Here is a 22828-nt window from a genome sequence, read left to right as displayed (position 1 = left end):
CCGCCCCAGGACGGGGGCACCGGTCATGCCGCCCGGCGGCGGCCAGGTCGTATGGGAGTACATCAGGCCGCCGCCTTCCCCGTCACGGCCGGGATCCCGGCGACGACACCGAGGAGTCCCGCCTGGTCGACGACGCCGAGGCAGCGGCCGTCCTCGACGACCCGCGCGTTCTCGCCCGTACGGGCGACGGCTTCGATGGCCTCGTGGACGCTGGCACCGGGGGCGAGCGCGGGGCCGGTCTCGCGCTCGTCGGCGAGCGCGGGGCGCATCGCCGAGCGGACGGTCAGTACGTGCTCGCGCGGCACGTCCCGGACGAAGTCCCTGACGTAGTCGTCGGCGGGGGCGCCCACGATCTCCTCGGGCGTGCCCAGCTGGACCACGCGGCCGTCACGCATCAGCGCGATGCGGTCGCCGAGCTTCAGCGCCTCGCTCAGGTCGTGGGTGATGAAGACCATCGTGCGTCCCTCCTCCCGGTGCAGACGGATGACCTCCTCCTGCATGTCGCGACGGATGAGCGGGTCCAGCGCGCTGAACGGCTCGTCGAACAGCAGGACTTCGGGGTCCACCGCGAGGGCTCGAGCAAGTCCGACCCGCTGCTGCTGGCCACCGGACAACTGGCTCGGCCTGCGGTGCTCCATGCCGTCGAGGCCGACCTTGGTGACGAACTCCGCCGCCCGCTCGCGCCGTTCGCCGCGTGCCACGCCCTGGATCTCCAGCCCGTAGGCGACGTTGTCGAGCACCGTCCGGTGCGGCAGCAACCCGAAGTGCTGGAAGACCATGGCCGCCCGGTGCCGGCGCAGCTCGCGGAGCCGGCCGGGATCCATGGACAGCACGTCCTCGCCGTCGAGGGAGATCCTGCCCGAGGTCGGCTCGATGAGCCGGGTCAGGCAGCGGACGAGCGTCGACTTACCGGAGCCCGACAGGCCCATGACGACGAAGACCTCACCTTTGCGGACGTCGAAGGAGACGTCGCGGACGGCGGCGGTGCAGCCGGTCCTCTCGCGCAGCTCGGCGGCGTCGAGGGAGGCGAGCTCCTGGTCGGCGGGCACGCGCTCGGCCTTCGGGCCGAAGACCTTCCAGAGCTCGCGTACGGAGAAGACCGATTCGGCGGTGTCCTGCTGCACGTCGTTCATCGTCGCGAGCCTCCAAGCAGGTCCACACATTTCTCGCCGACCATGAGAACGCCGATCATGGGATTGACGGCGGTCATGGTCGGGAAGACGGACGCGTCGGCAATCCGGATGTTGTCGAGGCCCCGGATCCTCAGGTCGGGTGCGACGACGGCGAGTTCGTCGTCGACGGCCCCCATCCGGCAGGTGCCGGCCGGGTGGTAGACGGTGTGCGCGACGTGGCGGGCGTACGCGCTGAGTTCCTCGTCGGAGGTGACCTCGGGCCCGGGGCACACCTCGCGCTTCAGCCATCCGGCCAGCGGCTCGCTCGCCGCGATCCGCCGGGCGATCCGGATCCCGTCGACCAGGGTCCGGCCGTCGTAGTCGTCCTCATCGGTGAAGTACCGGAAGTCGAGCGCGGGCTTGACCTCGGGGTCGGCGCTCGTCAGGTAAAGCCTGCCGCGGCTGCGCGGCTTGGGGATGTTCGGGGTCATCGACACTCCATGCGCGGGACGTTCGTAGCCGATCCGCTCGGGGTTGTCGGTGAAGGGGATCTGGTAGAAGTGGAACATCAGGTCCGGCCCCTCGGACTCCGGGTCTCGTCGGACGAACAACCCGGCGTCGGAGTCCATCGCGGAGTTCTCCGGGATCGGGCCGTGCGTCTCCCACACGATGACCGACTCGGGGTGGTCGAGCAGGTTCTCCCCCACGCCCGGCAGGTCGTGCACGACGGGGATACCGAGCTTCTCCAGGTCGGCACGCGGCCCGATGCCTGAGTGCAGCAGCAGGCGCGGGGTGTCCACTGCCCCCGCGCACACCAGGACTTCGCGCCGGGCGCGTACGACGTGTTCCGTGCCCTCCTTGGTACGGATGTGCACGCCGGTGGCGCGGGTGCCCTCCAGCTCCAGCCGGAACGCCCAGGTCTCCAGGGCGATGTGCAGGTTCGGCCGGTCCAGGAACGGGTGCAGATAGGCGACGGACGCGGACGACCGCTTGTTGTTCTCCGGGTGGTAGGCGAGGTCGAAGAATCCGACTCCCTCGTAAAAAGAGCTTCGGTTGAAGCCCTCGACGCGCGGAACACCGAGCGCGGTCTGCGCGGCGTCGACGAAGTCCCGGGCTATCGCGTTCCGGTCGGCCTCGTCGACGGGGAGGATGTTGTTGCGCAGCCGGGCGAAGTAGGGATCCATGGCTGCCGCGTCCCACCCCTCGGCACCGGCCTCCGCCCACTCGTTCCAGTCGGAGGGAAGGGGCTTGAACGCGATGAGGGTGTTATGCGAGGAACAGCCCCCGAGGACCCGCGCCCGGCTGTGGCGGATGTGCGAATTGCCCCGGGGCTGCTCGGTGGTGGGATAGTCGTAGTCCAGCTCACCGCCGAGCAGGCCCATCCAGCGGCGCAGGGTGAGGACCTCGTCGCGGCCGACGTCGCTGGGGCCGCCCTCGATGACGGCGACGCTGACGTCCGGATTCTCGGTCAGCCGGGAGGCGATCACCGAGCCCGCGGTGCCACCGCCGACGACGACGTAGTCGTACACGTGCTGGTCGTTCATGCCTGGTCCTTCTCCGTCGTGCCCGCGAACCAGCGCACGGGGCGCGGAGCGAGGTTCTGGTAGATGTGCTTGGCCTCGCGGTACTCGGCGAGACCGCTGGGGCCCAGTTCGCGGCCGATGCCGGACTTTCCGAAGCCTCCCCATTCCGCCTGCGGCAGATAGGGGTGGAAGTCGTTGATCCAGACGGTGCCGTGGCGCAGCCGGGCCGCGACCCGCCGGGCTCGGTGTTCGTCGGAGGTCCACACCGCTCCGGCGAGGCCGTACTCGGTGTCGTTGGCGAGGGCGATGGCCTCCTCCTCGGTGCGGAAGGTCTCCACGGTGAGAACGGGGCCGAAGACCTCTTCACGCACGACCCGCATACGGCGGTGGCACCGGTCCAGGACCGTGGGCCGGAAGAAGTAGCCGGGTCCGGCCGGCTTCTCGCCGCCCGCACGCAGGACGGCGCCCTCACCGAGGGCGGAGGCCACGTACTCCTCGGTCCTCGCCAACTGGGCTGCGGAGACCAGCGGACCGCATTCGACGCCCTCGTCGGTGCCGCGCCCCAGCCGGATCAGTTCGGCCCGGCGGGCGAGTTCGGCGACGAAGCGGTCGCGCAGCGACTCCTCGACGATGAGGCGCGATCCGGCGGAGCAGACCTGGCCGCTGTGGATGAAGGCGGCGTTGAGTGCCTGGTCGACGGCGGTGTCGAACCCGTCGGGCGTCGAACAGGCGTCGGCGAAGACGACGTTGGGGTTCTTGCCGCCCAGTTCGAGGGCGATCTTCTTCACGCTGTCGGCGGCCGCCCTGGCTACCTTCGTGCCGCTGACGAGACCGCCGGTGAACGACACGAGGTCGACATCGGGGTGCTCGGCGAGCCGGGCACCGACGGTGCCGCCGGGGCCGGTGACGATGTTGGCCGCGCCGAGCGGCAGTCCGGCCTCCAGGAGCAGTTCGATCAGCACGACGGTGGTCAGGGGCGTGATCTCGCTGGGCTTGATCACGAACGTGTTGCCGGCCGCGAGGGCGGGCGCGATCTTCCAGCTTGCCTGGAGCAGCGGGTAGTTCCACGGTGTGATCAGGGCGCAGACCCCGACCGGTTCGTGCACGACGACGCTGCGGATCTCGTCGGAACCGGCGTCGACGACCCGTCCGCCGCTCTCGTTCGCCACGAGGTCGGCGAAGTACAGGAAGGCGTCGCGGACGCAGTCGACGTCGACGCGGCCCTCCTCCAGCGTCTTGCCCGCGTCCTGGCTCTCCAGGGCGCCGATCCGCTCGCGGTCCCGCTCAAGCAGGGCGGCGACCCGCCGCAGCAGGGCGGCCCGCTCGGCGATCGGCGTACGCGGCCAGGCGCCGTCGTCGAAAGCGGCTCGTGCCGCGGCCACGGCGTCGTCGGCGTCCTGGACATCGCCCTCCGCCACGACCGCGAAGGCGGTCGCGTCGACGGGGTCGATGATCTCGCGCGTGGCGCCGGTCAGAGCCGAGCGCCATTCTCCGCCCACATGGATGGTCTGTTGTGCTGCCGTCACGTCGCGTCTTGCCTTCCGTTCCTGTGGATCCCCCTGCCGGTTTGCACCGGCGATCCGGCCGCCTGCCCCGACTCCCGGCATCCATGCGCAATGCATTGCCAAGAGTGTTCTGCCTCACCCCGTAAAGAGACACAGACATGGACATAGGACCGATAACGCGAAGGGGGAACGCGGGGCGCGGGCGCGTATCCCGAGCCCTGGACCAGCCGGAGCTCGGCCGTGAGCACCTGCCGGCAGCGCCACTCTCCGCCGCGAGGACGCGGGAGCCGAGTACAGAAGGCGCTGCCGGGGCCGGATGAGCGCGTACGGTCCGCTCAGCCTTGGTCGGCCACGAAAGAGGCAATCCAGGTCAGGGCGGAGTTCCAGTTGATGGTGAGCTCGTTGGTGGACCAGGACTGGATGTCGTCGATGTAACAGAACTGGCCGGTGCATCCCTGGAGTCGGCTCTGTGCGAGCGGGTCCTGAATGCTTGAGTTCGGACCGCCGGACAGTGAGCCGGCAGGCGGGTGCGGCAGCTTCGGGTCGAGCTGGTGGGCGTACCAGCGGCTGTGCTGGTTCTGCGTGCTGACCTCGCCGTATCCCGTGACGTAGGAGATGTTGAGGGCGTTGCGGCCCAGGACGTAGTCCATGCTCTGGACGGCCCCGTCGCGGTACTTCGCGCCGCCGGTGATGTCGTAGGCGGTGGCCAGGACAGCGGCGTTGTTGAGGATCTGGTGGGTGGAGCCCCAGTCGTACCTCTGCCCCTCCGGGGCGTACGGCATGCCGTAGGGATGGGCTTTCAGCGTGGCCAGGTAGCGGTCGGCTCCCTCGCGTACGGACTGGCCGACCTTGTCGCGGCCGGGCAGCCGGTTCGGTACGGTGGCCAGGTCGAGCCGGGCGGGGACGGCCGTGCGCGCCCAGTCGAAGCTGATCGGCCCGAAGATGTCGGCACGGTGGACGGGCGAGTTCAGGATGTGGTCCTGGAACTCCTTCCCGCCCGTGGTCAGGTACAGCTCGGTGGCCGCCCAGTAGAACTCGTCGCTGATGTCAGGGTCGGCGTAGGCGCCGCCGCCGATGCCGTCGCTCTCGGAGGCGAGGACGTCCGGGTGGGCGAGCGCCGCGGCCCAGGCCTTGCGGGCCGCCGTGAGCGCGGTGGCGGCGAACCGAGGGTCGTACGCCTTGTACAGACGGGCCGCCTGGGCGGCGGTCGCCGCGAGGTTCAAGGTGGCCGCGGTGGTCGGGGCGTGCAGTTCGCGCTTCTGGGGGTCGTCGGACGGCATCAGCGGCAGGCCGGTCCACTGCGCGTCGTGGATCTTGTGGTGGACCATGCCGGCGAGCGCCTTGCCGTCCGGCACCTGCATCTTGAGCAGGAACTCCAGCTCCCAGCGGGCCTCGTCGAGGATGTCCGGGACCTTGTTGCCACTCTCCGGGATGTTCAACGTGCCGTCGCCCAGCTTCTCGACCTGCCCTGTGCGGGCGAGTCGGGCACGCTCGTAGGTACTGAGGAGCTGCCAGACGGAGATGCCGCCGTTGACGACGTACTTGCCGTGGTCGCCGGCGTCGTACCAGCCGCCGGTGACGTCGAGCGTGTAGTCGCACTCGCCCGGCCGACAGGTCACGTTCCCGTCCCCCTGGTTGGGGGCGACGTCGATGTGACCGGCCTCTCGGCCGTAACCGGGCCGCAGGCCGTCGCGGATCTCGACCCCGCTGCGCTGGGTGTAGTAGAACTTCGCGGCGTCCAGGCGGAGCTTCTCGTAGGCGGCGGTGCCGATGTCGAAGGGCCGGCTGGTCTCACCGTCGGTGACCAGGGTGAGGCCCGACCCGGCACCGCGGTGATCGCCGAAGTCGATCGAGTGGACGTTCTGCCCGGAGGAGGGGTCCACGCCGCGCGGCACGGTCCAGCCGTGTGCGACGACGGTGCCGGACGCGTTCTTCAGCTGCCAGGGCAGCCGCCCGGTCTCGTCCGTGACGAGCGTGGCGTTCTTCGGCCCGCGGGGCAGGTAGGCGACCTGGTTGACCCGAACCCGGGGGCCCGTGTCGGGCTCGTACCGCTCCGGCGGCACCCCGCCCAGCAGGGACACGTCGTCGAGGCAGAACCCCCAGGGGTCGGCGGCGCCGCCGAGGTGGAAGGCGACTTGCCCCTGGGCGGTGTCGACGGGGGACGCGAAGGTGTAGGTGTAGGTGTCTCCCGAGATGCTCAGCTGCGGGGTGATCTCGTAGTACGCGTCGTACGGCGAGACCTGCAGGCCCACGATCGCGCGGACGGAGTTTCCTTCGGGGGCGCCGGTCGCGCTGAAGGTGAAGCGGTACGACTCCCCCTTGACGAGTGCGAGGTCGTTCTGGCCGACGGCGGCGTCCCAGCGGTTCGCGGTGCCACCCGGCACGTCGGCGCAGAGTCTGCCGTCGGACGGCCGGACGGTGACGTTGTTCGTCCACCACGAGTCGGTGCCGGTGTCGAAGGTGCCGTTCCTGACCTGCTCGGCTTCGTCCGCCCCCGCCGGGCCGACGGGCACCGCGGTGAGTCCCGCTGCCAGCAGGGTCGTCAGGGACAGCAGGGCGGTTCTGCGTCTGTTCACGTCTGGGCTCCTCGTAGGGGGTACGGAGCGACTTACCGGTGGGAGCGCTCCCAGAATGCGGTGGACATCCTTGTGGCCGGAATGCGGGGACGTCAACGGCCCGGACGGGACGGGGTGGACAGGACAGGGCGGGCAGGGCGGGGTGGGCCCCAGCCGTGACTGTTCAGGCGCTCCGGCGGAACGCTGCCATCGCGCGAGCCCGCCCGGCGGCTGGAGTTCGCCGCCCCGACCGGGACCGCTCCCGGAACCCACTCCACGCGCTCGCCCCTGATGGGTTGTCAGAGGTGCCGCAAGACCCTACAGTGCCCCGAAGCCGTACGTGGGAGCGCTCCCAAACAGTCGGGAACAGTCCCGCGCCCCCCATCACCGCACCCGGTCGTCCCTCCCTCATCCCTCCCAGAGAGGCCACGCATGCGAGCGTCACCCCACCGCCCGAGAACCGCGCGCGGCGTGCTCGGCGCGCTGCTCATCGCCCTCGCCACCGTGATGGCGACGCTCGTGGGCACCGCACCGGCGGCCCACGCCGACACCCTGATCTGCGAACAGTACGGCTCGACCACGATCCAGGGCCGCTACGTGGTCCAGAACAACCGCTGGGGCACCAGTGCCCCCCAGTGCGTCACCGCCACCGACACCGGCTTCCGGGTGATCCAGGCCGACGGAGCCGTGCCCACCAACGGCGCCCCGAAGTCGTACCCCTCGGTCTTCAACGGCTGCCACTACAGCAACTGCTCGCCCGGGACCAAGCTCCCAGCACAGCTCAGCGCCATCACCAGTGCCCCCAGCAGCATCTCGTACGGCTACGTCGACGACGCCGCGTACAACGCCTCGTACGACATCTGGTTGGACCCCACGCCCAAGACCGACGGGGTGAACCGGACCGAGATCATGATCTGGTTCAACAAGGTCGGTCCGATCCAGCCGATCGGCTCACAGGTCGGCACCGCCACCGTGGGCGGCCGCACCTGGCAGGTGTGGACGGGCGGCAACGGCTCCAACGACGTCATCTCCTTCGTCGCGCCGTCGGCCATCCCCGGCTGGAGTTTCGACGTCATGGACTTCGTCCGGGAGACCGTCCATCGCGGCATGGCCCAGAACGACTGGTATCTGACCAGCGTCCAGGCCGGGTTCGAGCCGTGGCAGAACGGCGCCGGGCTCTCGGTGAGCTCCTTCTCCTCGGAGGTGAACCTCGGTACTCCCGGTACCGGTGAACCCGGCCCGGCGACGGCCTGCAAAGTGACGTACACGACGAACGTCTGGCCCGGCGGCTTCACCGCCGGCGTCACCGTCACCAACACCGGATCGGCCCCTGTCGACCCCTGGACGCTGTCCTTCGTCCTGCCCTCCGGGCAGCGCATCACGACCGCGTGGAACGCCGCCGTGACACCGACCTCCGGGGACGTGACAGCGACCGGCCTCACGCACAACGCGCGGATCGCGCCCGGAGCCGGCCAGACGATCGGCTTCCAGGGCACCTACAGCGGCGCGTTCACCCAACCGACCGGCTTCCGTCTCAACGACGCCGTCTGCGCGTGACCGGGAAGCGCGGGGCTCCGCCACCAGACGGAAACGCAAGAGGAGAGATCACCGACCGGACGGCAATCCCCACACACGCACAGGAGACACGATGGCTGGACACAAGAAACGACTTGCCTCCCTGGCGGCGGTGCTCGCGACCCTGCTCGGCGGAATCGGCCTGACCCTGCTGGGCCAGAACAGCGCGCAGGCGCACGGCGTCACGATGACACCCGGGTCGCGCACCTACCTCTGCCGGCTGGACGCCATGACCAGCACCGGCGCCCTGGACCCGACCAACCCGGCATGCGGAGCGGCGCTCGAAGAGAGCGGCGCGAACGCGCTGTACAACTGGTTCGCCGTGCTCGACTCCAACGCCGGCGGACGCGGCCCCGGTTACGTCCCGGACGGAAAACTGTGCAGCGCCGGTGACCGGTCACCGTACGACTTCACCGGATACAACGCCGCCCGCGCCGACTGGCCCCGCACGCACCTGACGTCCGGGAGGACGATCCAGGTCAAGCACAGCAACTGGGCCGCGCACCCTGGTTCCTTCCGGGTCTACCTGTCCAAGCCCGGCTACTCCCCCACCGCCGAACTGGGCTGGGACGACCTGGAGCTGATCCAGACCGTCACCGACCCACCACAGACGGGCTCACCGGGCACGGACGGCGGCCACTACTCCTGGGATCTGAACCTGCCCTCGGGGCGCTCGGGTGATGCGGTGTTGTTCACCCAGTGGGTGCGCTCGGACAGCCAGGAGAACTTCTTCTCCTGCTCCGACGTCGTCTTCGACGGCGGGAACGGAGAGGTGACCGGCATCCGTGACTCGGGCGGCACTCCGACCCCGACCCCGACTCCGACCCCGACCCCGACGCCCACCGACCCGCACGCCGGGTGCATGGCCGTCTACAGCGTGACCAACGCCTGGAGCGGCGGCTTCCAAGGTTCCGTCGAGGTGATGAACCACGGCACGACCCCGCGTAACGGCTGGGCCGTGCAGTGGACGCCCGGCGCGGGCACCCAGGTGAGCAGTCTGTGGAACGGTGCGCTGACCACCGGATCCGACGGCACCCTCACGGTCGGGAACCTCGACTACAACCGGACCATCCCGCCTGACGGCAGCGTCACCTTCGGGTTCACGGCGACGTCGACCGGCAACAACCTTCCGGCCGGCTCGATCGGATGCGTCAATCCATAGGCCTTGACGGAGGCGCCGGTCCGGCGCTGCGACGTTCTTCCGCGACATCGCAGCGGACGAGTGCCTCCTTCTCGGCCGCCGTCATCCGCGCGAGGAGGGCGTGGTGGTCGGGGGCGGTGGAGGATCTTGAACCGTGTGCCGTCCGCCCGCTGTCCCGGCGTGGTGATCAGGGACAGCGGGCGTCGGCCGCGTGGTCAGTCGAGCCAGATCGAGCGCACCCCGCTCAGCGGGTCCTCGGCGATTCGGGGCTCGGTGTCCCAGATCATCGTGGCGCGCCGGTCGGTGGTGTAGCGGGGCCAGTCGGTGCCCGGGTCCTGGTCCGTCACGAAGGCGACCCAGGCCCGGTGCATGGCGTCGGCCAGGGCGCGCGGCGGTGTGGACCCGGCGACGGGTGCGACGCCTTCGGAGTCGAGGACGTCGAAGGCGAAGGGCAGGTCGAGGCAGTGGAAGGCGATGCCCATGACCGGCGAGCGCCAGGCGAACTCGTAGAGCCAGGTGGGCTGTTCCCGCGCCGCGCGGGCGTCCGCGAGGGCGAGGTTCGGGGCGCGGAAGACCGCGTCCGTCATCGCCTGGCCGAAGAGGGCGGCCTCGCCGCCCTTCGCGTACGCCGCGGTGAAGGCGTCGGCCTGGGCAGCGTCGAGGCCGACGCCCCCGAGCAGGAGCGGCAGCGGGACGCCCTCGGGCGCGGGGACCATCGTGAACTCGTGCTCGGTGAAGCCGACCATCAGCGGGACGCCTTCGCCCGCGCCGCCCGTCGTCAGGGCCTCCTGCGCGGGTACGGGGATCAGGTCGCCGTCCGCGAACGGGGCGAGGGCCAGCAGCGGCGGCAGGCCCTCGCGGTCCGGTCCCTCCTCGGCCAGCCGGTCCTGGAGGGCGAGCATCTCGTCGTCGCCGAGGTCCCGCAGCGCGGCCGCGGTGGCGGGGACGCCGGTGCGGGAGGTGAGGAGCCGGGCGGCGGCGCGGGCGACCTCGGGGCCGTCGGGGTGCAGGACCGCGCCCGAGACGGAGATCACGCCGCGGAACAGGTCCCGGGCGGACGGGACGGCCAGGAGGGTCTGGACGGCGCCGCCGCCGGCCGACTGTCCCGCGATGGTGACCTTGGCCGGGTCGCCGCCGAAGGCCGCGATGTTGTCGCGGACCCATTCCAGGGCGGCAATCCAGTCCCGTACGCCGCGGTTGTCGGGCGCGTCCTCCAGGTGGAGGAAGCCCTCGATGCCGAGCCGGTAGCCGAGCGAGACGACGATGACGCCGTCGCGGTTGAAGGCGGCCCCGTCGTACCAGGGGCTGGCCGCCGAACCTGCGACGTAGCCGCCGCCGTGGATCCAGACGAGGACGGGGAGCCCGGCCTCGGGGGCGGTGTCGGGGGTGAAGACGTTGAGGTTGAGGACGCCGTCGCCCGGGATCGTGGGCTCGGGGATGATCACGACCTCGCCGAAGGGCCGGCGCTGCGCGGTCGGGCCGTACGCGGTGGCGTCGAGCGGCTCCGTCCACGGCTCCGGCGGGACGGGCGCGGCGAACCGCAGGTCGCCCACGGGGGGCTGCGCGTACGGAATGCCCAGGAAGCGGAGGCTGCCGTCGGCACGGCGTTCGCCGCGGACGGGCCCTCGGGCGGTGGTGACGGTCGTGCTCATACGGTGCTGCTCCTTCTGCGCGGGGGCGACACGGGGCCGGGCAAGGAGCGTGTCACCGTCCACTTACACGTGTCAATCCCGGTGTCGGCTCCACCCCCGCGACCGCCTCGCGCCGCGGGAGCAGCAGTGGCGTCGCCAGGAGGACAACGCCCGCGAGGGCGATCGCCGCCCGGGGGCCGACGAGACCCGCCAGGACGCCCCACAGGGCGGTCAGTGTCGCGGTGGTGGCCTTGCCGGTGACGGACCAGGCGGTGAGGGTGCGCGCGACCCGGCCGGTCTCGGTCAGGCGAATCCGGTGGGCGGCGAACACCGGATTGAAGACACCGATGCAGGTGATCAGCGCGAGCTCGACGGCCATGACGAGCAGGAGTCCGGTGGCGCCGGGACGGACGAAGACCAGACCCACCGGCCAGCACACGCGCAGCGCGCCTGAGACGAGGAGAACGCGGTGGCGGCCGAACCGGTCGACGAGTCCGGGCGCCAGGCGCGCGCCGATGAGCCCGCCGACGCACGGGACGGCGAACGCGAGGCCGTACTGCCAGGGCGTGAACCCCAGCGGCCCGAGCATCAGGACGGCGAGCAGCGGTGCTGTGGCCATGATCAGGCCGTTGACCAGGACGGTGTGGAAGAACAGCGGGCGCAGCAGCGGGTGGGCGAGGACGTGGCGCCAGCCTTCGACGAGGTCGCCGAAGCGCGCCCCGGCCCCCTTTTCCCGTGGGTTCTCCCGCCGCGAGCGGGGCTCCCGGCCGCGGATGGCCCGGATGCCCGCCGCCGAGAGCAGGTAGCTGAGGGCGTCGGCCGCCACGGTGGCGACCGGGCCGAGGAGCGCGATCAGGGCGCCGCCGAGCGGCGGTCCGACGACGGTCGCGGTCCAGGTCGTGGACTCCAGACGGGCCTGGGCGGCGACCATGCTCTCCGGCCTGACCAGCACCTTCAGGAAGGCACCGGCCGCCGCGCCGAAGGTGATGTCGGCCGCGGCGACGACGACCGAGACGAGCAGGAGCTGGGCGAGGCCGAGCCGGCCGAGGGCGTACGCGACGGGGACGCTCAGCAGCGCCGCGCACCGGACGAGGTCCATCGCCACCATCACGGACCGTTTGCGGCGGAACTCCACCCACGGCCCGAGCGGGACCGCGACCGCCGCACCCACAGCGGCGCCCACCGCGGCCAGCGAGGCCACCTCGGCGGCGCCCTTGTGGAGCACGGTGATCGCGAGCAGCGGGAAGGCGCTGAACGCGAGCCCGGTGCCGAGTGCGCTCGCCGCGTAGGCCGCCCACAGCCAGCCGAAGTCGCGCCCCGGCGTCGGCCGTCCGCCCCCCATGTCCGTACTCCTCTCCCCTCCGCGGCACGTCGAACAACCGCGCGTCGGTCGCCGCCATCCAACCGACTCGGCTATACCGGGAGCAAACAACCCGATGGCGCGCAGGGCACAACCAGCGGTTGTCGGGATAGCGTGAGGGCCGTGGATCTCGAAGCCGTACGCACCTTCCTCGCCGTCCTGGACTCGGGCCGTTTCCGGCAGGCGGCCGACGAGCTGGCGATCACCCAGCAGGCCGTCTCCAAGCGCGTCGCCGCGCTGGAGAAGGAGCTGGGCGTGCGGCTGCTCACCCGTACCGCGCACGGCGCCGAGGTCACGATCGACGGACAGGCGTTCCTGCCGCACGCCCGCGCCCTGCTCCAGGCCGAGGCCCGGGCGATCGCCTCCGTACGGCCGGGCAGCCGGGCACTGCGCGTGGACGTGATCGGCAGGCGGCTGGCGCCTGCGGCGCTGCTGCGCGCGTTCCACCGGACGCATCCGGAGATCGAGCTCGACGTCGTCACGCTCTTCGACGCCGACGCGGCCGTCGCGGCCCTGAGGTCCGGCACGATCGACGCGTCCTTCCGCGCGGTCACCATGCCCGGCCGGCAACTCCCCGAGGGCATCGGGGCCCTGCCCGTCCTGGACGAGCCGCTCCAACTGCTCACGGGACCGGCCCACGCGCTGGCGTCCGCCCGTTCCGTCACGCTTGCGCGTCTCGCGGGGCACCGGATCTGGGTGCCCGGGATCGTCAGCGGAACCGAGTGGGCCGCCTACTACGCCGACCTCGCCGCCGAGTTCGGCCTCACGATCGAGGTGACGGGGCCCGACTTCGGCACCGAACCACTCCTCGACACCGTCGCCGACTCCCCCGAACTCGCAACCCTTGTGGGCGCGGGAACGCGCCTCGTCTGGCCCGAGGCCCACGACCTGCGCCGCATCCCCGTGCACGGCCCGACGCCGGTCTACCCGCACTCGCTGCTCTGGTCCATGGACAATCCGCACCCGGGGCTCCTCGCCCTCCGCGACCACCTCGCCGCTCCCCGGAACGAGGCCTCGGGGGCCGACATCTGGACACCCTCCTGGGCACGCCAGCGGACGAGGCTCCCCGCGCCCTAGAATCGGACCGACCGGCAGCCGGACCGGCGGTACTGGGGGAAGGCGACGCGCGATGACCTGGAACCTCAATACCGTGATCGGGCTGCTCGTCCCGCTCGTCGGGTTGGGACTCATCACGGCGGGCATCGTCTGGAAGGGCCGTGCCGTACGGCCGTTCGCCGCTTCCCGGGCACGGTCCGTCGCCCAGCGGGAGTACGCGCGCGACCTCCAGCGGGCCGCCGACCAGGTGATCGCGACCGCCCGCAGCTCCGCCGGCGACGGCGAACCGGCCATCGTCACCGTCGACGCCGTGGTCCGCGTGACCGAGAACCGCTACGGGTACGCCGAGGTGGAGCGGCAGCACGCGGCGGCGGCGCTGCGGCGACGGTTCGAGCACTGGCGGTGCGCCGTCGACTGCGTCACGGACGCGTACACCTAGCGTCGCGCACGTGTGGGGGACATGGGTGGACCGAAAAGTACGACGGGCTGCGGGGACACAGTCCTTCACGGACCTACTGCGGCATCCGAGTCGCCTCATCGAGCAACTCACCGGAGACGACGCTCGGCATCGCGCCGAGGCGGACGTCGTGGCGTTGAAGGCTGGAGGGGCCCGCGAGGTCTCCGCGTTCGTCCGTGAGGGCCGCCGTCTCCGGCAGGGGTCGCTGATTCTGGATCCCGCCGCAACGTCGCCAGTGGTGTGGCGGCCGTTTCGCGTCCTCGGCGGATTCGCTGAAGACGTCGCCCTTGTTGCTCCGTTCCACGTTCATGGGGCGGGCCCTGTTGCAGGCCCGGGAAGTGGGGCGGTGGACAAGGGAGTGTTCCGTCAATTATCCGTGCAAGCCGCTGATCGCTACTGGGAACTCGCCCTCCCCGCTACGGACATCGCGCTGGTCCATGCCGCGCTGCGCGGGGAAGGCGCCAGAAGCTAGTGCCGCATCAGGTCGGCCGGCATGCCGGCTGACCGCCGAGCAGCGCACGTCACGACAGGTCCCCTCAGGCGTCGAGTGGGAGTTCCAACAGTTCCTCCGGAGGCTGGAATCCGGAGCGCTGATAGAGCGGGGTGCTGCGCTCTGACGGCCAGACGATCAGGCCTTCGAGGCCGACGCCGCGTGCGTGCTGCTTCAGTGCTTCGAGGAGCGCCGAACCAACTCCCTTGTTCCGACGTGACGGCGTCACGAAGAAGTGCGTGACGTAGCCGACCGGGTTGTTGTCCGCGTAGGGCTCCGGCATCCGCTCCACCGGACAGAGGAAGACGTGACCGCAGATCTCGCCGCCCGTCTCCGCGACCCAGGCCGACCAGCGGCCATCGCCGAGCCGGTCGCGGATCCAGACCTCGGCCCCTTCCAGGCTCCGCGCAGGGACCGGCGGTCGCCCCTCGTAGTCCTCCTGCTTGAACGTCCACCGCAGTTCAGCCAAGGCCCAGGCATCGGAGGGCCGGGCCGGACGTACCAGGAAATCTGTGGCCATGGGGCGAGCCTCACTCCTGGGGCACGATGAAGCAAACCGATTTCCTTACGAGTCACAGGAAGCACATGCCTTGTCGGCCGGCACGCGACCAGCGGCTGAGAACATCAGTGGCGTGATCACTTGGGTGCACCGCACCCCACGCTGGGCGGTGACGGTGGTGTGCGCCATCGTGACGACCGACCTCGCCGCCAACTGGTACGCCACCTACGGCATCCAGCACAGCAGCCTCGCCGCTCAGCCCGGTCTCCAACGACTGGTCGTCTTCACCGCACTCGTTCTAGGCACGGCGCCGTTCGTCCGACGACTCCTCCAGTACTCCAGCTGTCGATCGTGATCGCCTGTTCCCGTACCGTCCCCACCACTGCAGTCCGCTCAAGGCCCCGCAGGCTTCAAGGGGCGCGGAAATCCGTGGACGGACCCGCGGAAGATCACGTACGGTGTGGATCCACGCCCTGATACACGGATGGAAGGAGGCGAGTGCCGTGCAGTTCACACCTTTCCAGCGCTCCCTCTTCCACTATCCCGGCGTGATTCGTCAATTCTGACCGGGAGCGCTCCAAGCAGCCTGTATCCCGGAGGAATCCATGACCGATCCGGTCATCCGCACGCTCTCCGCGAGCGACGCTCATCTCTTCGACGCCCTCCCCGACCCCCTGGGCGCCCGTGAAAACCATCGGCGTACCCGGTTCCGACCCGACTGGAAGCGCGTCGCCCTGCGCGACGGCGAGGTCGTCGCACGCGGCGCTTGGTGGGGCGGCCCCGACGACTCGGAGCCCGTGAACATCAACTGGTTCGACGTGGCCGAGGGCGAGGAGGAGGCCGGGGCCGAACTCCTGCGTTCCGCTCCCTGGCAGGTCGAACTCGAGATCAACCTGCCCGGCGGCTGGCGGGAGAAGACCGACCAGCGCGCCGCCGCCGAGGCGCGCTTCGCCGCCGCACGATCCGCGGGGTACGAACTCCTGGTGGAACGCTTCCTGTACCGCTGGACCCCGGAGCGGGGTCTGCCCGAGCGGCCCGGACGCCTGCGCTTCAGCGCCGAACCCGACGACACCGTGTTCCTCGACGCGTTGCGCCGCATCCACTCCGTCACCTTGGACGCCCACGCGCTCAGGGCCATCGAGGAGGGCGGCCTCCACCAGGCCGCCCAGGAGGAACTCGACTTCTTCCACTGGTGCCCCTCCCCACGGGAGTGGTGGCAGGTCGCGCGCACGCCGGAGGGTGACCTGGCCGGCATCCACATCCCGGCCCACAACCCCTCCGGCCCGACCATCGGCTTCATCGGAGTCGTCCCGGAACAGCGCGGTCGCGGTTACGCCTACGACCTCCTCGCGGAGTGCACCCACGTCCTCGTCGAGCAAGGCGCGGAGTTCATCAGCGGAGCGACGGACCAGGGCAACTTCCCCATGGCCGCGAACTTCGCCAAGGCCGGCTTCCCCGTCATCAGTGAACGCATCAACTTCCACCCGGCGGGCCAAGCGGCCTAGCGAGGAGTAGCACACGGTGAGCGGTCCGGTCCGAGAGCAGGGCCGGACCGCTTGTCGTGCCCGGTGTCGGTCGGCGACCTTCAGCCCGTGCACTCGCCCTGCCGGGGCGCGGCTCACGGAGGGAGTGACAGCTCCCTCGGGTGAGGGGGATCGTTTCCTCCACGGCCATTCGGGTGGGGAATCGGCGCGAGTCGCGCGAGGGGCCGGTCACGAGCGGGCCGGCGTCCACGGGCGGCGTCGTTGTCAGTGCGTTCGTGCATGATCGGCGCGTCAGTTCTTCTACGGAGGCGGGGAAACCATGCCGATCACCCACCAGCAGATGGCAGCGCACGCGTTTCTGCGGCCGCTCTACGCGGACTCGTACTTCCCCGATCACGTCGTCGACCAGGGCAAGGCGATCCTGTTGCGGCTGTGCGAGCGGATCGAGGCCGACCAGCCGTCGGAGCTGGAGGCGCTGTATGTGCTCACCCGGGCCGCGACGGAGGAGTTCAACCTCCTGGAGGCGGAGTTCGAGGCAGCGGGGAGTGAGATCGAGACGGTTGCCCGTGAGGCGATCGCCGAGGACTTCTGGTCCATCGCGTCGGCGTACGGGTTCACGGACGCGGACGTCGAGGAGCTGATCGCCGACCGGGACTGGTGAGCGGGCCCGTCTCAGCGATCCGCGCGGCGCCGAACGAGTGGACTCGATGGGGCGCTCCTCGGACGGAGGCCTCCGGTGGGGGTCCGGATGGTGATGTGGCTGCCTGCTCCCCGACCTGGAAGAGGCGCCCCCCACATGCGACGCACCCCCACCCGACGTCTGTTCGCCGCAGCGCTGCTCGTGGCGTCCGTGCTGGCCCCGACGGCCTTGGCCCCGGCCCCGGCGGTCCACGCCGCGAGCGTCGACCGGTACGACAAGGACGCGGCGGTCCACGCCGCGAGCGTCGACCGGTACGACAAGGACGACTGCCCGCCGGGCGGTCTCGGCCCCGAGGTGAACGCCCGGCTGGACAAGGCCATCGAGGACGTCCGCAAGCAGGCGGGCATCCCCGGCGTCGTCGTCGGCGTGTGGATGCCGGGCAAGGGGAGCTACGTCCGCGCGACCGGCGTCGCCGACACGGTGACCCGCGAGCCGATGTCCGCCGACTCGTACATCCGGATCGGCAGCGAGACCAAGACCTTCACGGTGACCGCGCTGCTCCAGCTCGTCGACGACGGCCGCGTCGGTCTCGACGACCCGATCGCGAAGTACATCCCCCATGTGCGCAACGGCCACCGGATCACGCTCCGCCAGCTCGCCGAGATGCGCAGCGGCCTGTTCCCGTACACCTCCGACGCGGAGTTCGTCCACGATCTGCTGAGCGACCCGCAGCGGACGTACACGCCGGAGCAGTTGCTCGCGTACGGCATGAGGCACAAGAACACCTTCAAGCCGGGTGCCCAGTTCGAGTACTCCAACTCCAACCTCGTCCTGCTCGGTCTGGTCGTCGAGAAGGTGACCGGCCAGCCGCTCCGGGACGTCATCCGCAACCGGGTGCTGCGCCCGTCCGGCCTGTTCCACACGCTGTTCCCGCAGGGGGCCGAGTTCCCCGAGCCGCACTCGCACGGCTACACCGACCAGACGCTGAGCGGCGAGGTCGAGGACGCGACGGACTGGAACCCGAGCTGGGCCTGGGCGGCCGGGGCGATGATCTCGAACCTGCACGACCTGCGCCACTGGGCCGAGGTCGTCGCCACCGGGAAGCTGCTCAGCCCGGATACCCAGGCGCAGCGGCTCAAGACGCTGCCGACCGGCTTCCCCGGCACCAGTTACGGCCTCGGCATCTTCGAGACCGAGGGCTGGATCGGGCACAACGGCTCCCTGCCGGGGTACGAGACGGTGACCGTCTACCTGCCCTCGCAGAAGGCCACCCTGGTCCTCATGCTCAACACGGACGTCCGCCGCGTCGACAACCAGGAGCCGTCGACGCTGCTCGCCCGGGCGGTCACGCGGATCGTCACCCCGGACAACGTCTACGACGGCGGCAACGTCACCCCGCGTCAGTCCTGAGCGAGCTCGACGGAGAGCTGGGCGCCCAGTTCCTCGAAGCCCAGTGTGGCGGCGACCCGTCGCGAGGCCCGGGGACGGGCGCGCCACTGCGGCAGCAGTCCGGCGGCGAGCGCGTGGGCGACGGCCGCCGATGCCACGGTCCGTGCGAGGCCGCGTCCCCGTGCGGCCGGCGCGGTCAGCACGCTGAGGTGGGCCGTCCGGCGGGGCCAGATACGGTACCCGGCGGCGGCCACCACCTCACCGTGTTCGCGGACCACGCATGCCGGGGACGTGATCTCGTCGAGGGCGGCCTCCACCGCGTCCTCGTGGCCCGCCACCCGTTCCAGGCCGCGCACTGCCGGGTGGTCGCCGGGCAGGTGTGCCACGTCCGAGGCCGCGGCCACCGGGCGGAAGCCTTGCGGAGAGACGTACGACAGTGACGCCGGGCCGAGCACCCGGGCCACGGGCAGTGCGTCGTGGAGCGAGGCGGCGTCCACCACGGCCTCCACGGGCAGGTCCGCCAGCGCGGCGCGCAGTCTCTCCGCGACGCGCTCAGTCGGCGCGGTCGCGATCGCCGACCCTTCTAGGGCGACCACCCCGACCCAACCGGGCGGACACAGCCCCGACTCCGCGGACACCACCACGTTCACCCCGCCCTGCGGCGGGAAGGACACCGGAACCCGCGCCAGGTCCTCCCACAGCTCTCGGGCCGCCGGGGCGGGTCGGGTCGTCATGCGAGGTGCTCGGGTACGGGCGTCCCCTGGTGGTAGTACATCCGCAGGGGCCCGTCGCCCGCCGTGCCGGGGGCGCGTCGCCACAGGGAACTGCGGCGGACGAGACGGCCGTCGTACACACACTCGTACGTGAGGTGGACGATTCCGGGGGCGAGCACCTCGCCCGTGAAGGCGGTGGCTTCGTGGCGCGGACCGTCCTCGGTGCTGCCGGTCAGCTCGGGGAGCGCGGCGAGCATCTCCTCGTACGTCCAGCGGCGGCCGGAGGCGCCGACCTCGACGAACTCGGGGTCGAGGAGGGCGACGGAGAGGGCGTGGGAGGCGCGGACGGCCGGGTCCAGCAGGCGCAGTTCGCCCTCGATGGCCTCGGCGATGTCGGGATCCTGGGTCATGGAGGGATTGTGGCAGGTCAGGAGGGGTGGGTCCCGGGACTTTCTGCCGAGACCCACCCCTCCCGCCTTCTGCTACTCGAAGGCCGCTGCCGCCTCCTTGAGGGCCGCCGCGACGACCTCGGGTGCGTCGGGGCCCGGTGCTCCGGGCCGGTAGGTGACGGAGCGGAGGCGGCCGGTGAAGCGGAAGGAGCGGTGGCGTTCGAAGAGGGGCCAGGAGACGGGGGACTTGCGGTCGATGCCGACGCTGATGCCCTGGAAGGGGGCCATGCCGACGAGCTGGTGGACGCTGTCGGGGGCGGCGCGGTGCTCGCCGTCCACGAGCACGGTGAACCGCCAGCGGAGGCCCTCCTCGGCCGCGGCGACGAGGATGATCTCGTGCGGGCCCGGGGTCAGGGGGCCCGCGTCGGTCTCGTGGAGGCGGCCGTATTCGTTGTACGCGAAGGTCAGCCGGCCGTTCTCGACGTAGAGGCTGTAGCCGCCGCCCTGGTCGCCGTGGGAGACGAGGACGCCGTCGCCGGTCTCCTCGACGGCCACGGCGATCTCGAAGGACCGCAGGGAGACGAGCCGGGAGGAGCGGTAGCGCTCCAGCTCCGGGGTGCCGGGGAGCAGGGTGACGGGGCGGGTGAGGCGTTGCTCCGCGGGGTTGCGGCGGGCGAGGGCGCCGCTGTGGTCGGGCAGCGGGAAGACGCCGTCGCGCCAGGCGGCCTCCTCCCAGGCCGCCGACAACTCCTTGACCAGTGCGGGCTGTTCGGCGGCTAGGTCGTGGATCTCCGTGGGGTCGGTGCGGATGTCGTACAGGGCCCACTCGGAGTCGTCGTAGGGCGTGCCGGGCCGGTGGAGGGTGACGAGTTTGCGGCCGTCGCGGTAGTGGCTGCGGTTGCCGGTCATCTCGCAGTACTGCTCGGGGTGGGTCGACTCGTGGGCGGGGTCGGCGAGGACGGGGGTGAAACTGATGCCGTCGGGTTCCTGGAGGGGGATGCCGCGGCGGCTCTCGGGCCGGGTGAGGCCGGCGAGTTCGAGGAGGGTGGGGGCGATGTCGGTGACGTACTGGTACTGGGGGCGCAGCCCCGTCGCGAGCCTGCCGTCCCGTGCCCCTTCGGGCCAGGAGAGGACGAAGGGGACGCGGACGCCGCCCGCGTAGGTGTGGCCCTTGTAGAGGCGGAAGGGGGTGTTGGAGGCCATGCCCCAGCCGCGGGGGTAGTGGACGAGGCTCCGGGGGCCGCCGATGAGTTCGGGGTCGCGGTCGACGTCGGGGTCCCAGTCGCCGGGGAGGCGGGGGTGGTGGACGAAGCGGCTGAAGTAGGAGCGGGTGCCCTCCGGGCCGCCCTCGCCGGTGCCGCCGTTGTCGGAGGTGAAGACGATGATGGTGTTGTCGAGTTCGCCGAGGGCGGCGAGGGTGTCGGTGAGCCGGCCGAGGTTCTGGTCGATGTTGTCGACGAGGGCCGCGTAGACCTCCATGTAGCGGGCGTAGAGCCGCTGTTGATCTTCCGTCAGGGAGTCCCAGGCGGGGACGTCGAGGCCGGCCTCGCTGTTGCGTTCGGGGAGTTCGGTGCCGGGCGGGAAGAGTCCGGCGGCGAGCTGGGCGGCGAAGCGGCGCTCGCGCAGGGTGTCCCAGCCGTCGTCGTAGCGGCCGCGGTGGCGGGCGATGTCCTCGGCCTTGGCCTGGAGGGGGCCGTGGACGGCGTTGTGGGCGAGGTAGAGGAGGAAGGGCTTGTCCGGGTCGTGGGCGCGCAGTGACGTCACCATGGAGATCGCCTGGTCGGTGATGTCGTCGGTGTAGTAGTAGTCGTCGGGGAACTCGTCGATGTCGAGGGGGCTGTTGTCCCGGACGAGCTGGTGCGGGTGGAAGAGGCTGGTGAGGCCCTCCAGGACGCCGTAGTACTGGTCGAAGCCCTTCTGGAGCGGCCAGTTGGCGCGGTCGTCGGCGGCGTTGGAGGCGGAGTCGCGGACGAGGTGCCATTTGCCGACGGCGTAGGTGGCGTAGCCGGCGTCGTGGAGGAGTTCGGCGAGGGTGGGGATGTCGTCGGCGACCTCCATGCCGTAGCCGGGGAAGCCGGGGTCCGCGTTGGCGACCATGGCGTAGCCGACGCGGTGCGGGTTGAGGCCGGTGAGCAGGGCGGCGCGGGCGGGCGAGCAGAGCGGCATGGTGTGGTAGTTGGTGAGCCGTACGCCGTCGTCGGCGAGGCCGTCGAGGACCGGTGTGGGGATCTCGGAGCCGAACGGTCCGATGTCGCTGAAACCCATGTCGTCGACGAGGACCACGACGATGTTGGGGGCCTTGGCCGGCGGAGTCGTACGGCTGGGCCAGGCGGGTTCGGACTCGGCGAAGGTGCGGCCGACACGGCCGGCGAAACCTTCGTAGGGGTCGCGACGGGGTGCGGTGGTCATGCGGGGGCGGGTCCTTCCGGGAGAGGGAGTGTCCGGGCGGTGCGGAATCCGCCGTGGCCGGTCGAGGAGTCGGGGGTGTTGTGGGAGCGGGCGGCGACCCGGTAGCGGTTGCAGTAGGAGGCGTGGCAGAGGTAGGAGCCGCCCCGGATGATGCGCTCGGCCGGGCGGGCGGCATCGGCCTGGGGGGCGAAGGCGTCCTGGCACCATTCCCAGACGTTGCCGGAGGTGTTGTAGAGGCCGTGGCCGTTGGGGGCGTACGCGGTGACGGGCACGGTGCCAACGCGTCCGCCGGGCCGGTCGGAGCGGTGGGGGAAGTCGCCGGTCCAGGTGTTGCACATCTCCGTGCCGCCGGGGGTGAAGTCGTCGCCCCACGGGTAGCGGGCGCCGTCGAGGCCGCCGCGGGCCGCGTACTCCCACTCGGCCTCCGTGGGCAGCCGGACGCCCGCCCAGGCGCAGTAGGCGAGGGCGTCGTCGTACGAGACGTGGACGACGGGGTGGTCGGCGCGGCCTTCGAGGCCGGAGCCGGGGCCCTCGGGGGTGTGCCAGGCCGCCCCGGTGACCCCCAGCCACCAGGGGGCCTGCGGGACCCGACCGAGGACGTGGCCCGCGGCGGCGGGGTGGAGCAGGAGGTGGAAGACGAAGGAGGAACCGAAGCGTTCGGCGTCGGTGCGGTACCCGGTGGCCTCGACGAACTCCGCGTACCGGGCGTTGGTGACGGCGGTGGCGTCGATCGCGAAGGCATCGACCGTGACCTCCCGTACGGGTCCCTCACGGTCGGCCGGGTAGCCCTCGCCGAAGGCGTCGCCCATGCGGAACGTGCCGCCGGGCAGTTCCACCATGGGAGGGGGCGGCGGGGCGGCGGTCCGTACGGTCGGCAAAGGCAGCAGATCGACGGCGCGG

20 protein-coding genes are annotated in these 22828 nt (G+C 71.2%); 8 read left to right on the top strand and 12 right to left on the bottom strand.

The genetic code is table 11. The annotated features are described in order from the left end of the window. Positions 1 to 62: 62 nt before the first annotated feature. From ACIBG6_RS03800 to ACIBG6_RS03785, 4 genes are all read right to left on the bottom strand, one after another. Positions 63 to 1133: a glycine betaine/L-proline ABC transporter ATP-binding protein gene (locus ACIBG6_RS03800; RefSeq protein WP_399220862.1), complete on the bottom strand. Its 1071-nt coding sequence runs from the start codon at positions 1131 to 1133 to the stop codon at positions 63 to 65. Beyond that, on the bottom strand, positions 1130 to 2656 hold the full coding sequence (locus ACIBG6_RS03795; RefSeq protein ID WP_399220861.1) for a GMC family oxidoreductase: 1527 nt from the start codon (positions 2654 to 2656) through the stop codon (positions 1130 to 1132). The genes ACIBG6_RS03800 and ACIBG6_RS03795 overlap by 4 nt, the downstream gene beginning before the upstream one ends. Continuing rightward, a complete protein-coding gene (locus ACIBG6_RS03790; protein WP_399220860.1) occupies positions 2653 to 4161 on the bottom strand; it encodes an aldehyde dehydrogenase family protein in 1509 nt (502 codons plus the stop codon). Before ACIBG6_RS03790 ends, ACIBG6_RS03795 begins: the two co-directional genes overlap by 4 nt. A gap of 314 nt (positions 4162 to 4475) precedes the next feature. Further along, the gene (locus ACIBG6_RS03785; protein WP_399220859.1) at positions 4476 to 6716 is read right to left on the bottom strand and encodes a glycoside hydrolase family 9 protein; all 2241 of its coding nucleotides are present in this window, start codon (positions 6714 to 6716) and stop codon (positions 4476 to 4478) included. Positions 6717 to 7127: 411 nt separating this feature from the next. Between ACIBG6_RS03785 and ACIBG6_RS03780 the strand changes: the two genes are divergently transcribed. Both ACIBG6_RS03780 and ACIBG6_RS03775 read left to right on the top strand, forming a co-directional pair. After that, positions 7128 to 8252, top strand: a complete 1125-nt coding sequence (locus tag ACIBG6_RS03780; RefSeq protein WP_399220858.1) for a cellulose binding domain-containing protein — start codon at positions 7128 to 7130, stop codon at positions 8250 to 8252. A 91-nt stretch (positions 8253 to 8343) separates the two neighbouring features. Further along, positions 8344 to 9432, top strand: coding sequence for a lytic polysaccharide monooxygenase (locus tag ACIBG6_RS03775; RefSeq protein WP_399220857.1), 1089 nt, complete (start codon positions 8344 to 8346; stop codon positions 9430 to 9432). A 194-nt stretch (positions 9433 to 9626) separates the two neighbouring features. On the opposite strand, the gene ACIBG6_RS03770 is transcribed toward ACIBG6_RS03775, so the two are convergent. Together ACIBG6_RS03770 and ACIBG6_RS03765 are read right to left on the bottom strand one after the other, a co-directional pair. Further along, the gene (locus tag ACIBG6_RS03770; RefSeq protein ID WP_399220856.1) at positions 9627 to 11063 is read right to left on the bottom strand and encodes a carboxylesterase/lipase family protein; all 1437 of its coding nucleotides are present in this window, start codon (positions 11061 to 11063) and stop codon (positions 9627 to 9629) included. Between the two features lie 52 nt (positions 11064 to 11115). Further along, the gene (locus tag ACIBG6_RS03765) at positions 11116 to 12384 is read right to left on the bottom strand and encodes an MFS transporter (RefSeq protein WP_399220855.1); all 1269 of its coding nucleotides are present in this window, start codon (positions 12382 to 12384) and stop codon (positions 11116 to 11118) included. Positions 12385 to 12525: 141 nt separating this feature from the next. Between ACIBG6_RS03765 and ACIBG6_RS03760 the strand changes: the two genes are divergently transcribed. Together ACIBG6_RS03760 and ACIBG6_RS03755 are read left to right on the top strand one after the other, a co-directional pair. Beyond that, the gene (locus ACIBG6_RS03760) at positions 12526 to 13479 is read left to right on the top strand and encodes a LysR family transcriptional regulator (protein ID WP_399220854.1); all 954 of its coding nucleotides are present in this window, start codon (positions 12526 to 12528) and stop codon (positions 13477 to 13479) included. Between the two features lie 52 nt (positions 13480 to 13531). Continuing rightward, on the top strand, positions 13532 to 13897 hold the full coding sequence (locus ACIBG6_RS03755) for a hypothetical protein (protein ID WP_399220853.1): 366 nt from the start codon (positions 13532 to 13534) through the stop codon (positions 13895 to 13897). Between the two features lie 73 nt (positions 13898 to 13970). On the opposite strand, the gene ACIBG6_RS03750 is transcribed toward ACIBG6_RS03755, so the two are convergent. After that, positions 13971 to 14225 carry a hypothetical protein gene (locus tag ACIBG6_RS03750; protein WP_399220852.1) on the bottom strand — a complete coding sequence of 85 codons (255 nt, stop codon included), beginning with the start codon at positions 14223 to 14225 and terminating at the stop codon, positions 13971 to 13973. 226 nt (positions 14226 to 14451) lie between these two features. Next, positions 14452 to 14925 carry a GNAT family N-acetyltransferase gene (locus tag ACIBG6_RS03745; RefSeq protein ID WP_399220851.1) on the bottom strand — a complete coding sequence of 158 codons (474 nt, stop codon included), beginning with the start codon at positions 14923 to 14925 and terminating at the stop codon, positions 14452 to 14454. A 112-nt stretch (positions 14926 to 15037) separates the two neighbouring features. Here ACIBG6_RS03745 and ACIBG6_RS03740 point away from each other — a divergent pair, with 112 nt between their 5' ends. The 4 genes from ACIBG6_RS03740 (at position 15038) to ACIBG6_RS03725 (ending at position 18438) form a co-directional block, all read left to right on the top strand. Beyond that, positions 15038 to 15259: a hypothetical protein gene (locus ACIBG6_RS03740; RefSeq protein WP_399220850.1), complete on the top strand. Its 222-nt coding sequence runs from the start codon at positions 15038 to 15040 to the stop codon at positions 15257 to 15259. 250 nt (positions 15260 to 15509) lie between these two features. Continuing rightward, positions 15510 to 16409 (top strand): GNAT family N-acetyltransferase, encoded by a 900-nt coding sequence (locus ACIBG6_RS03735; RefSeq protein ID WP_399220849.1) that lies wholly within the window; start codon positions 15510 to 15512, stop codon positions 16407 to 16409. 298 nt (positions 16410 to 16707) lie between these two features. Continuing rightward, positions 16708 to 17049: a DUF5713 family protein gene (locus ACIBG6_RS03730; protein WP_399220848.1), complete on the top strand. Its 342-nt coding sequence runs from the start codon at positions 16708 to 16710 to the stop codon at positions 17047 to 17049. A gap of 135 nt (positions 17050 to 17184) precedes the next feature. Next, on the top strand, positions 17185 to 18438 hold the full coding sequence (locus ACIBG6_RS03725) for a serine hydrolase domain-containing protein (protein WP_399220847.1): 1254 nt from the start codon (positions 17185 to 17187) through the stop codon (positions 18436 to 18438). Here ACIBG6_RS03725 and ACIBG6_RS03720 read toward each other — a convergent pair. The 4 genes from ACIBG6_RS03720 to ACIBG6_RS03705 all read right to left on the bottom strand — a co-directional run bounded on the left by ACIBG6_RS03720 (position 18429) and on the right by ACIBG6_RS03705 (position 22767). Continuing rightward, complete coding sequence (locus ACIBG6_RS03720; RefSeq protein WP_399220846.1) at positions 18429 to 19151, bottom strand: GNAT family N-acetyltransferase; 723 nt, start codon at positions 19149 to 19151, stop codon at positions 18429 to 18431. The two genes, ACIBG6_RS03725 and ACIBG6_RS03720, sit on opposite strands and share 10 nt — an antisense overlap. Then, entirely contained in the window at positions 19148 to 19540 is a 393-nt protein-coding gene (locus ACIBG6_RS03715; protein WP_399220845.1) for a DUF4440 domain-containing protein, read from the bottom strand. The genes ACIBG6_RS03720 and ACIBG6_RS03715 overlap by 4 nt, the downstream gene beginning before the upstream one ends. A gap of 72 nt (positions 19541 to 19612) precedes the next feature. Further along, on the bottom strand, positions 19613 to 21928 hold the full coding sequence (locus ACIBG6_RS03710; protein ID WP_399220844.1) for an arylsulfatase: 2316 nt from the start codon (positions 21926 to 21928) through the stop codon (positions 19613 to 19615). After that, entirely contained in the window at positions 21925 to 22767 is an 843-nt protein-coding gene (locus tag ACIBG6_RS03705; protein ID WP_399221181.1) for a formylglycine-generating enzyme family protein, read from the bottom strand. Before ACIBG6_RS03705 ends, ACIBG6_RS03710 begins: the two co-directional genes overlap by 4 nt. Positions 22768 to 22828: the final 61 nt, after the last annotated feature.

Origin of the sequence: Streptomyces sp. NPDC050842 (genome assembly GCF_044456565.1) — a bacterium.
Taxonomy (GTDB): domain Bacteria; phylum Actinomycetota; class Actinomycetes; order Streptomycetales; family Streptomycetaceae; genus Streptomyces.
This window is presented reverse-complemented; position numbering and strand designations above follow the sequence as displayed.

What these genes read in the sequence shown, in the direction of transcription:
- ACIBG6_RS03800 (WP_399220862.1), bottom strand. Translation starts at nt 1,133, where the DNA reads ATGAACGACGTGCAGCAGGACACCGCCGAATCGGTCTTCTCCGTACGC.
- ACIBG6_RS03795 (WP_399220861.1), bottom strand. Translation starts at nt 2,656, where the DNA reads ATGAACGACCAGCACGTGTACGACTACGTCGTCGTCGGCGGTGGCACC.
- ACIBG6_RS03780 (WP_399220858.1), top strand. Translation starts at nt 7,128, where the DNA reads ATGCGAGCGTCACCCCACCGCCCGAGAACCGCGCGCGGCGTGCTCGGC.
- ACIBG6_RS03775 (WP_399220857.1), top strand. Translation starts at nt 8,344, where the DNA reads ATGGCTGGACACAAGAAACGACTTGCCTCCCTGGCGGCGGTGCTCGCG.
- ACIBG6_RS03770 (WP_399220856.1), bottom strand. Translation starts at nt 11,063, where the DNA reads ATGAGCACGACCGTCACCACCGCCCGAGGGCCCGTCCGCGGCGAACGC.
- ACIBG6_RS03765 (WP_399220855.1), bottom strand. Translation starts at nt 12,384, where the DNA reads ATGGGGGGCGGACGGCCGACGCCGGGGCGCGACTTCGGCTGGCTGTGG.
- ACIBG6_RS03755 (WP_399220853.1), top strand. Translation starts at nt 13,532, where the DNA reads ATGACCTGGAACCTCAATACCGTGATCGGGCTGCTCGTCCCGCTCGTC.
- ACIBG6_RS03750 (WP_399220852.1), bottom strand. Translation starts at nt 14,225, where the DNA reads ATGAACGTGGAACGGAGCAACAAGGGCGACGTCTTCAGCGAATCCGCC.
- ACIBG6_RS03745 (WP_399220851.1), bottom strand. Translation starts at nt 14,925, where the DNA reads ATGGCCACAGATTTCCTGGTACGTCCGGCCCGGCCCTCCGATGCCTGG.
- ACIBG6_RS03735 (WP_399220849.1), top strand. Translation starts at nt 15,510, where the DNA reads ATGACCGATCCGGTCATCCGCACGCTCTCCGCGAGCGACGCTCATCTC.
- ACIBG6_RS03730 (WP_399220848.1), top strand. Translation starts at nt 16,708, where the DNA reads ATGCCGATCACCCACCAGCAGATGGCAGCGCACGCGTTTCTGCGGCCG.
- ACIBG6_RS03725 (WP_399220847.1), top strand. Translation starts at nt 17,185, where the DNA reads ATGCGACGCACCCCCACCCGACGTCTGTTCGCCGCAGCGCTGCTCGTG.
- ACIBG6_RS03720 (WP_399220846.1), bottom strand. Translation starts at nt 19,151, where the DNA reads ATGACGACCCGACCCGCCCCGGCGGCCCGAGAGCTGTGGGAGGACCTG.
- ACIBG6_RS03715 (WP_399220845.1), bottom strand. Translation starts at nt 19,540, where the DNA reads ATGACCCAGGATCCCGACATCGCCGAGGCCATCGAGGGCGAACTGCGC.
- ACIBG6_RS03710 (WP_399220844.1), bottom strand. Translation starts at nt 21,928, where the DNA reads ATGACCACCGCACCCCGTCGCGACCCCTACGAAGGTTTCGCCGGCCGT.
- ACIBG6_RS03705 (WP_399221181.1), bottom strand. Translation starts at nt 22,767, where the DNA reads ATGGTGGAACTGCCCGGCGGCACGTTCCGCATGGGCGACGCCTTCGGC.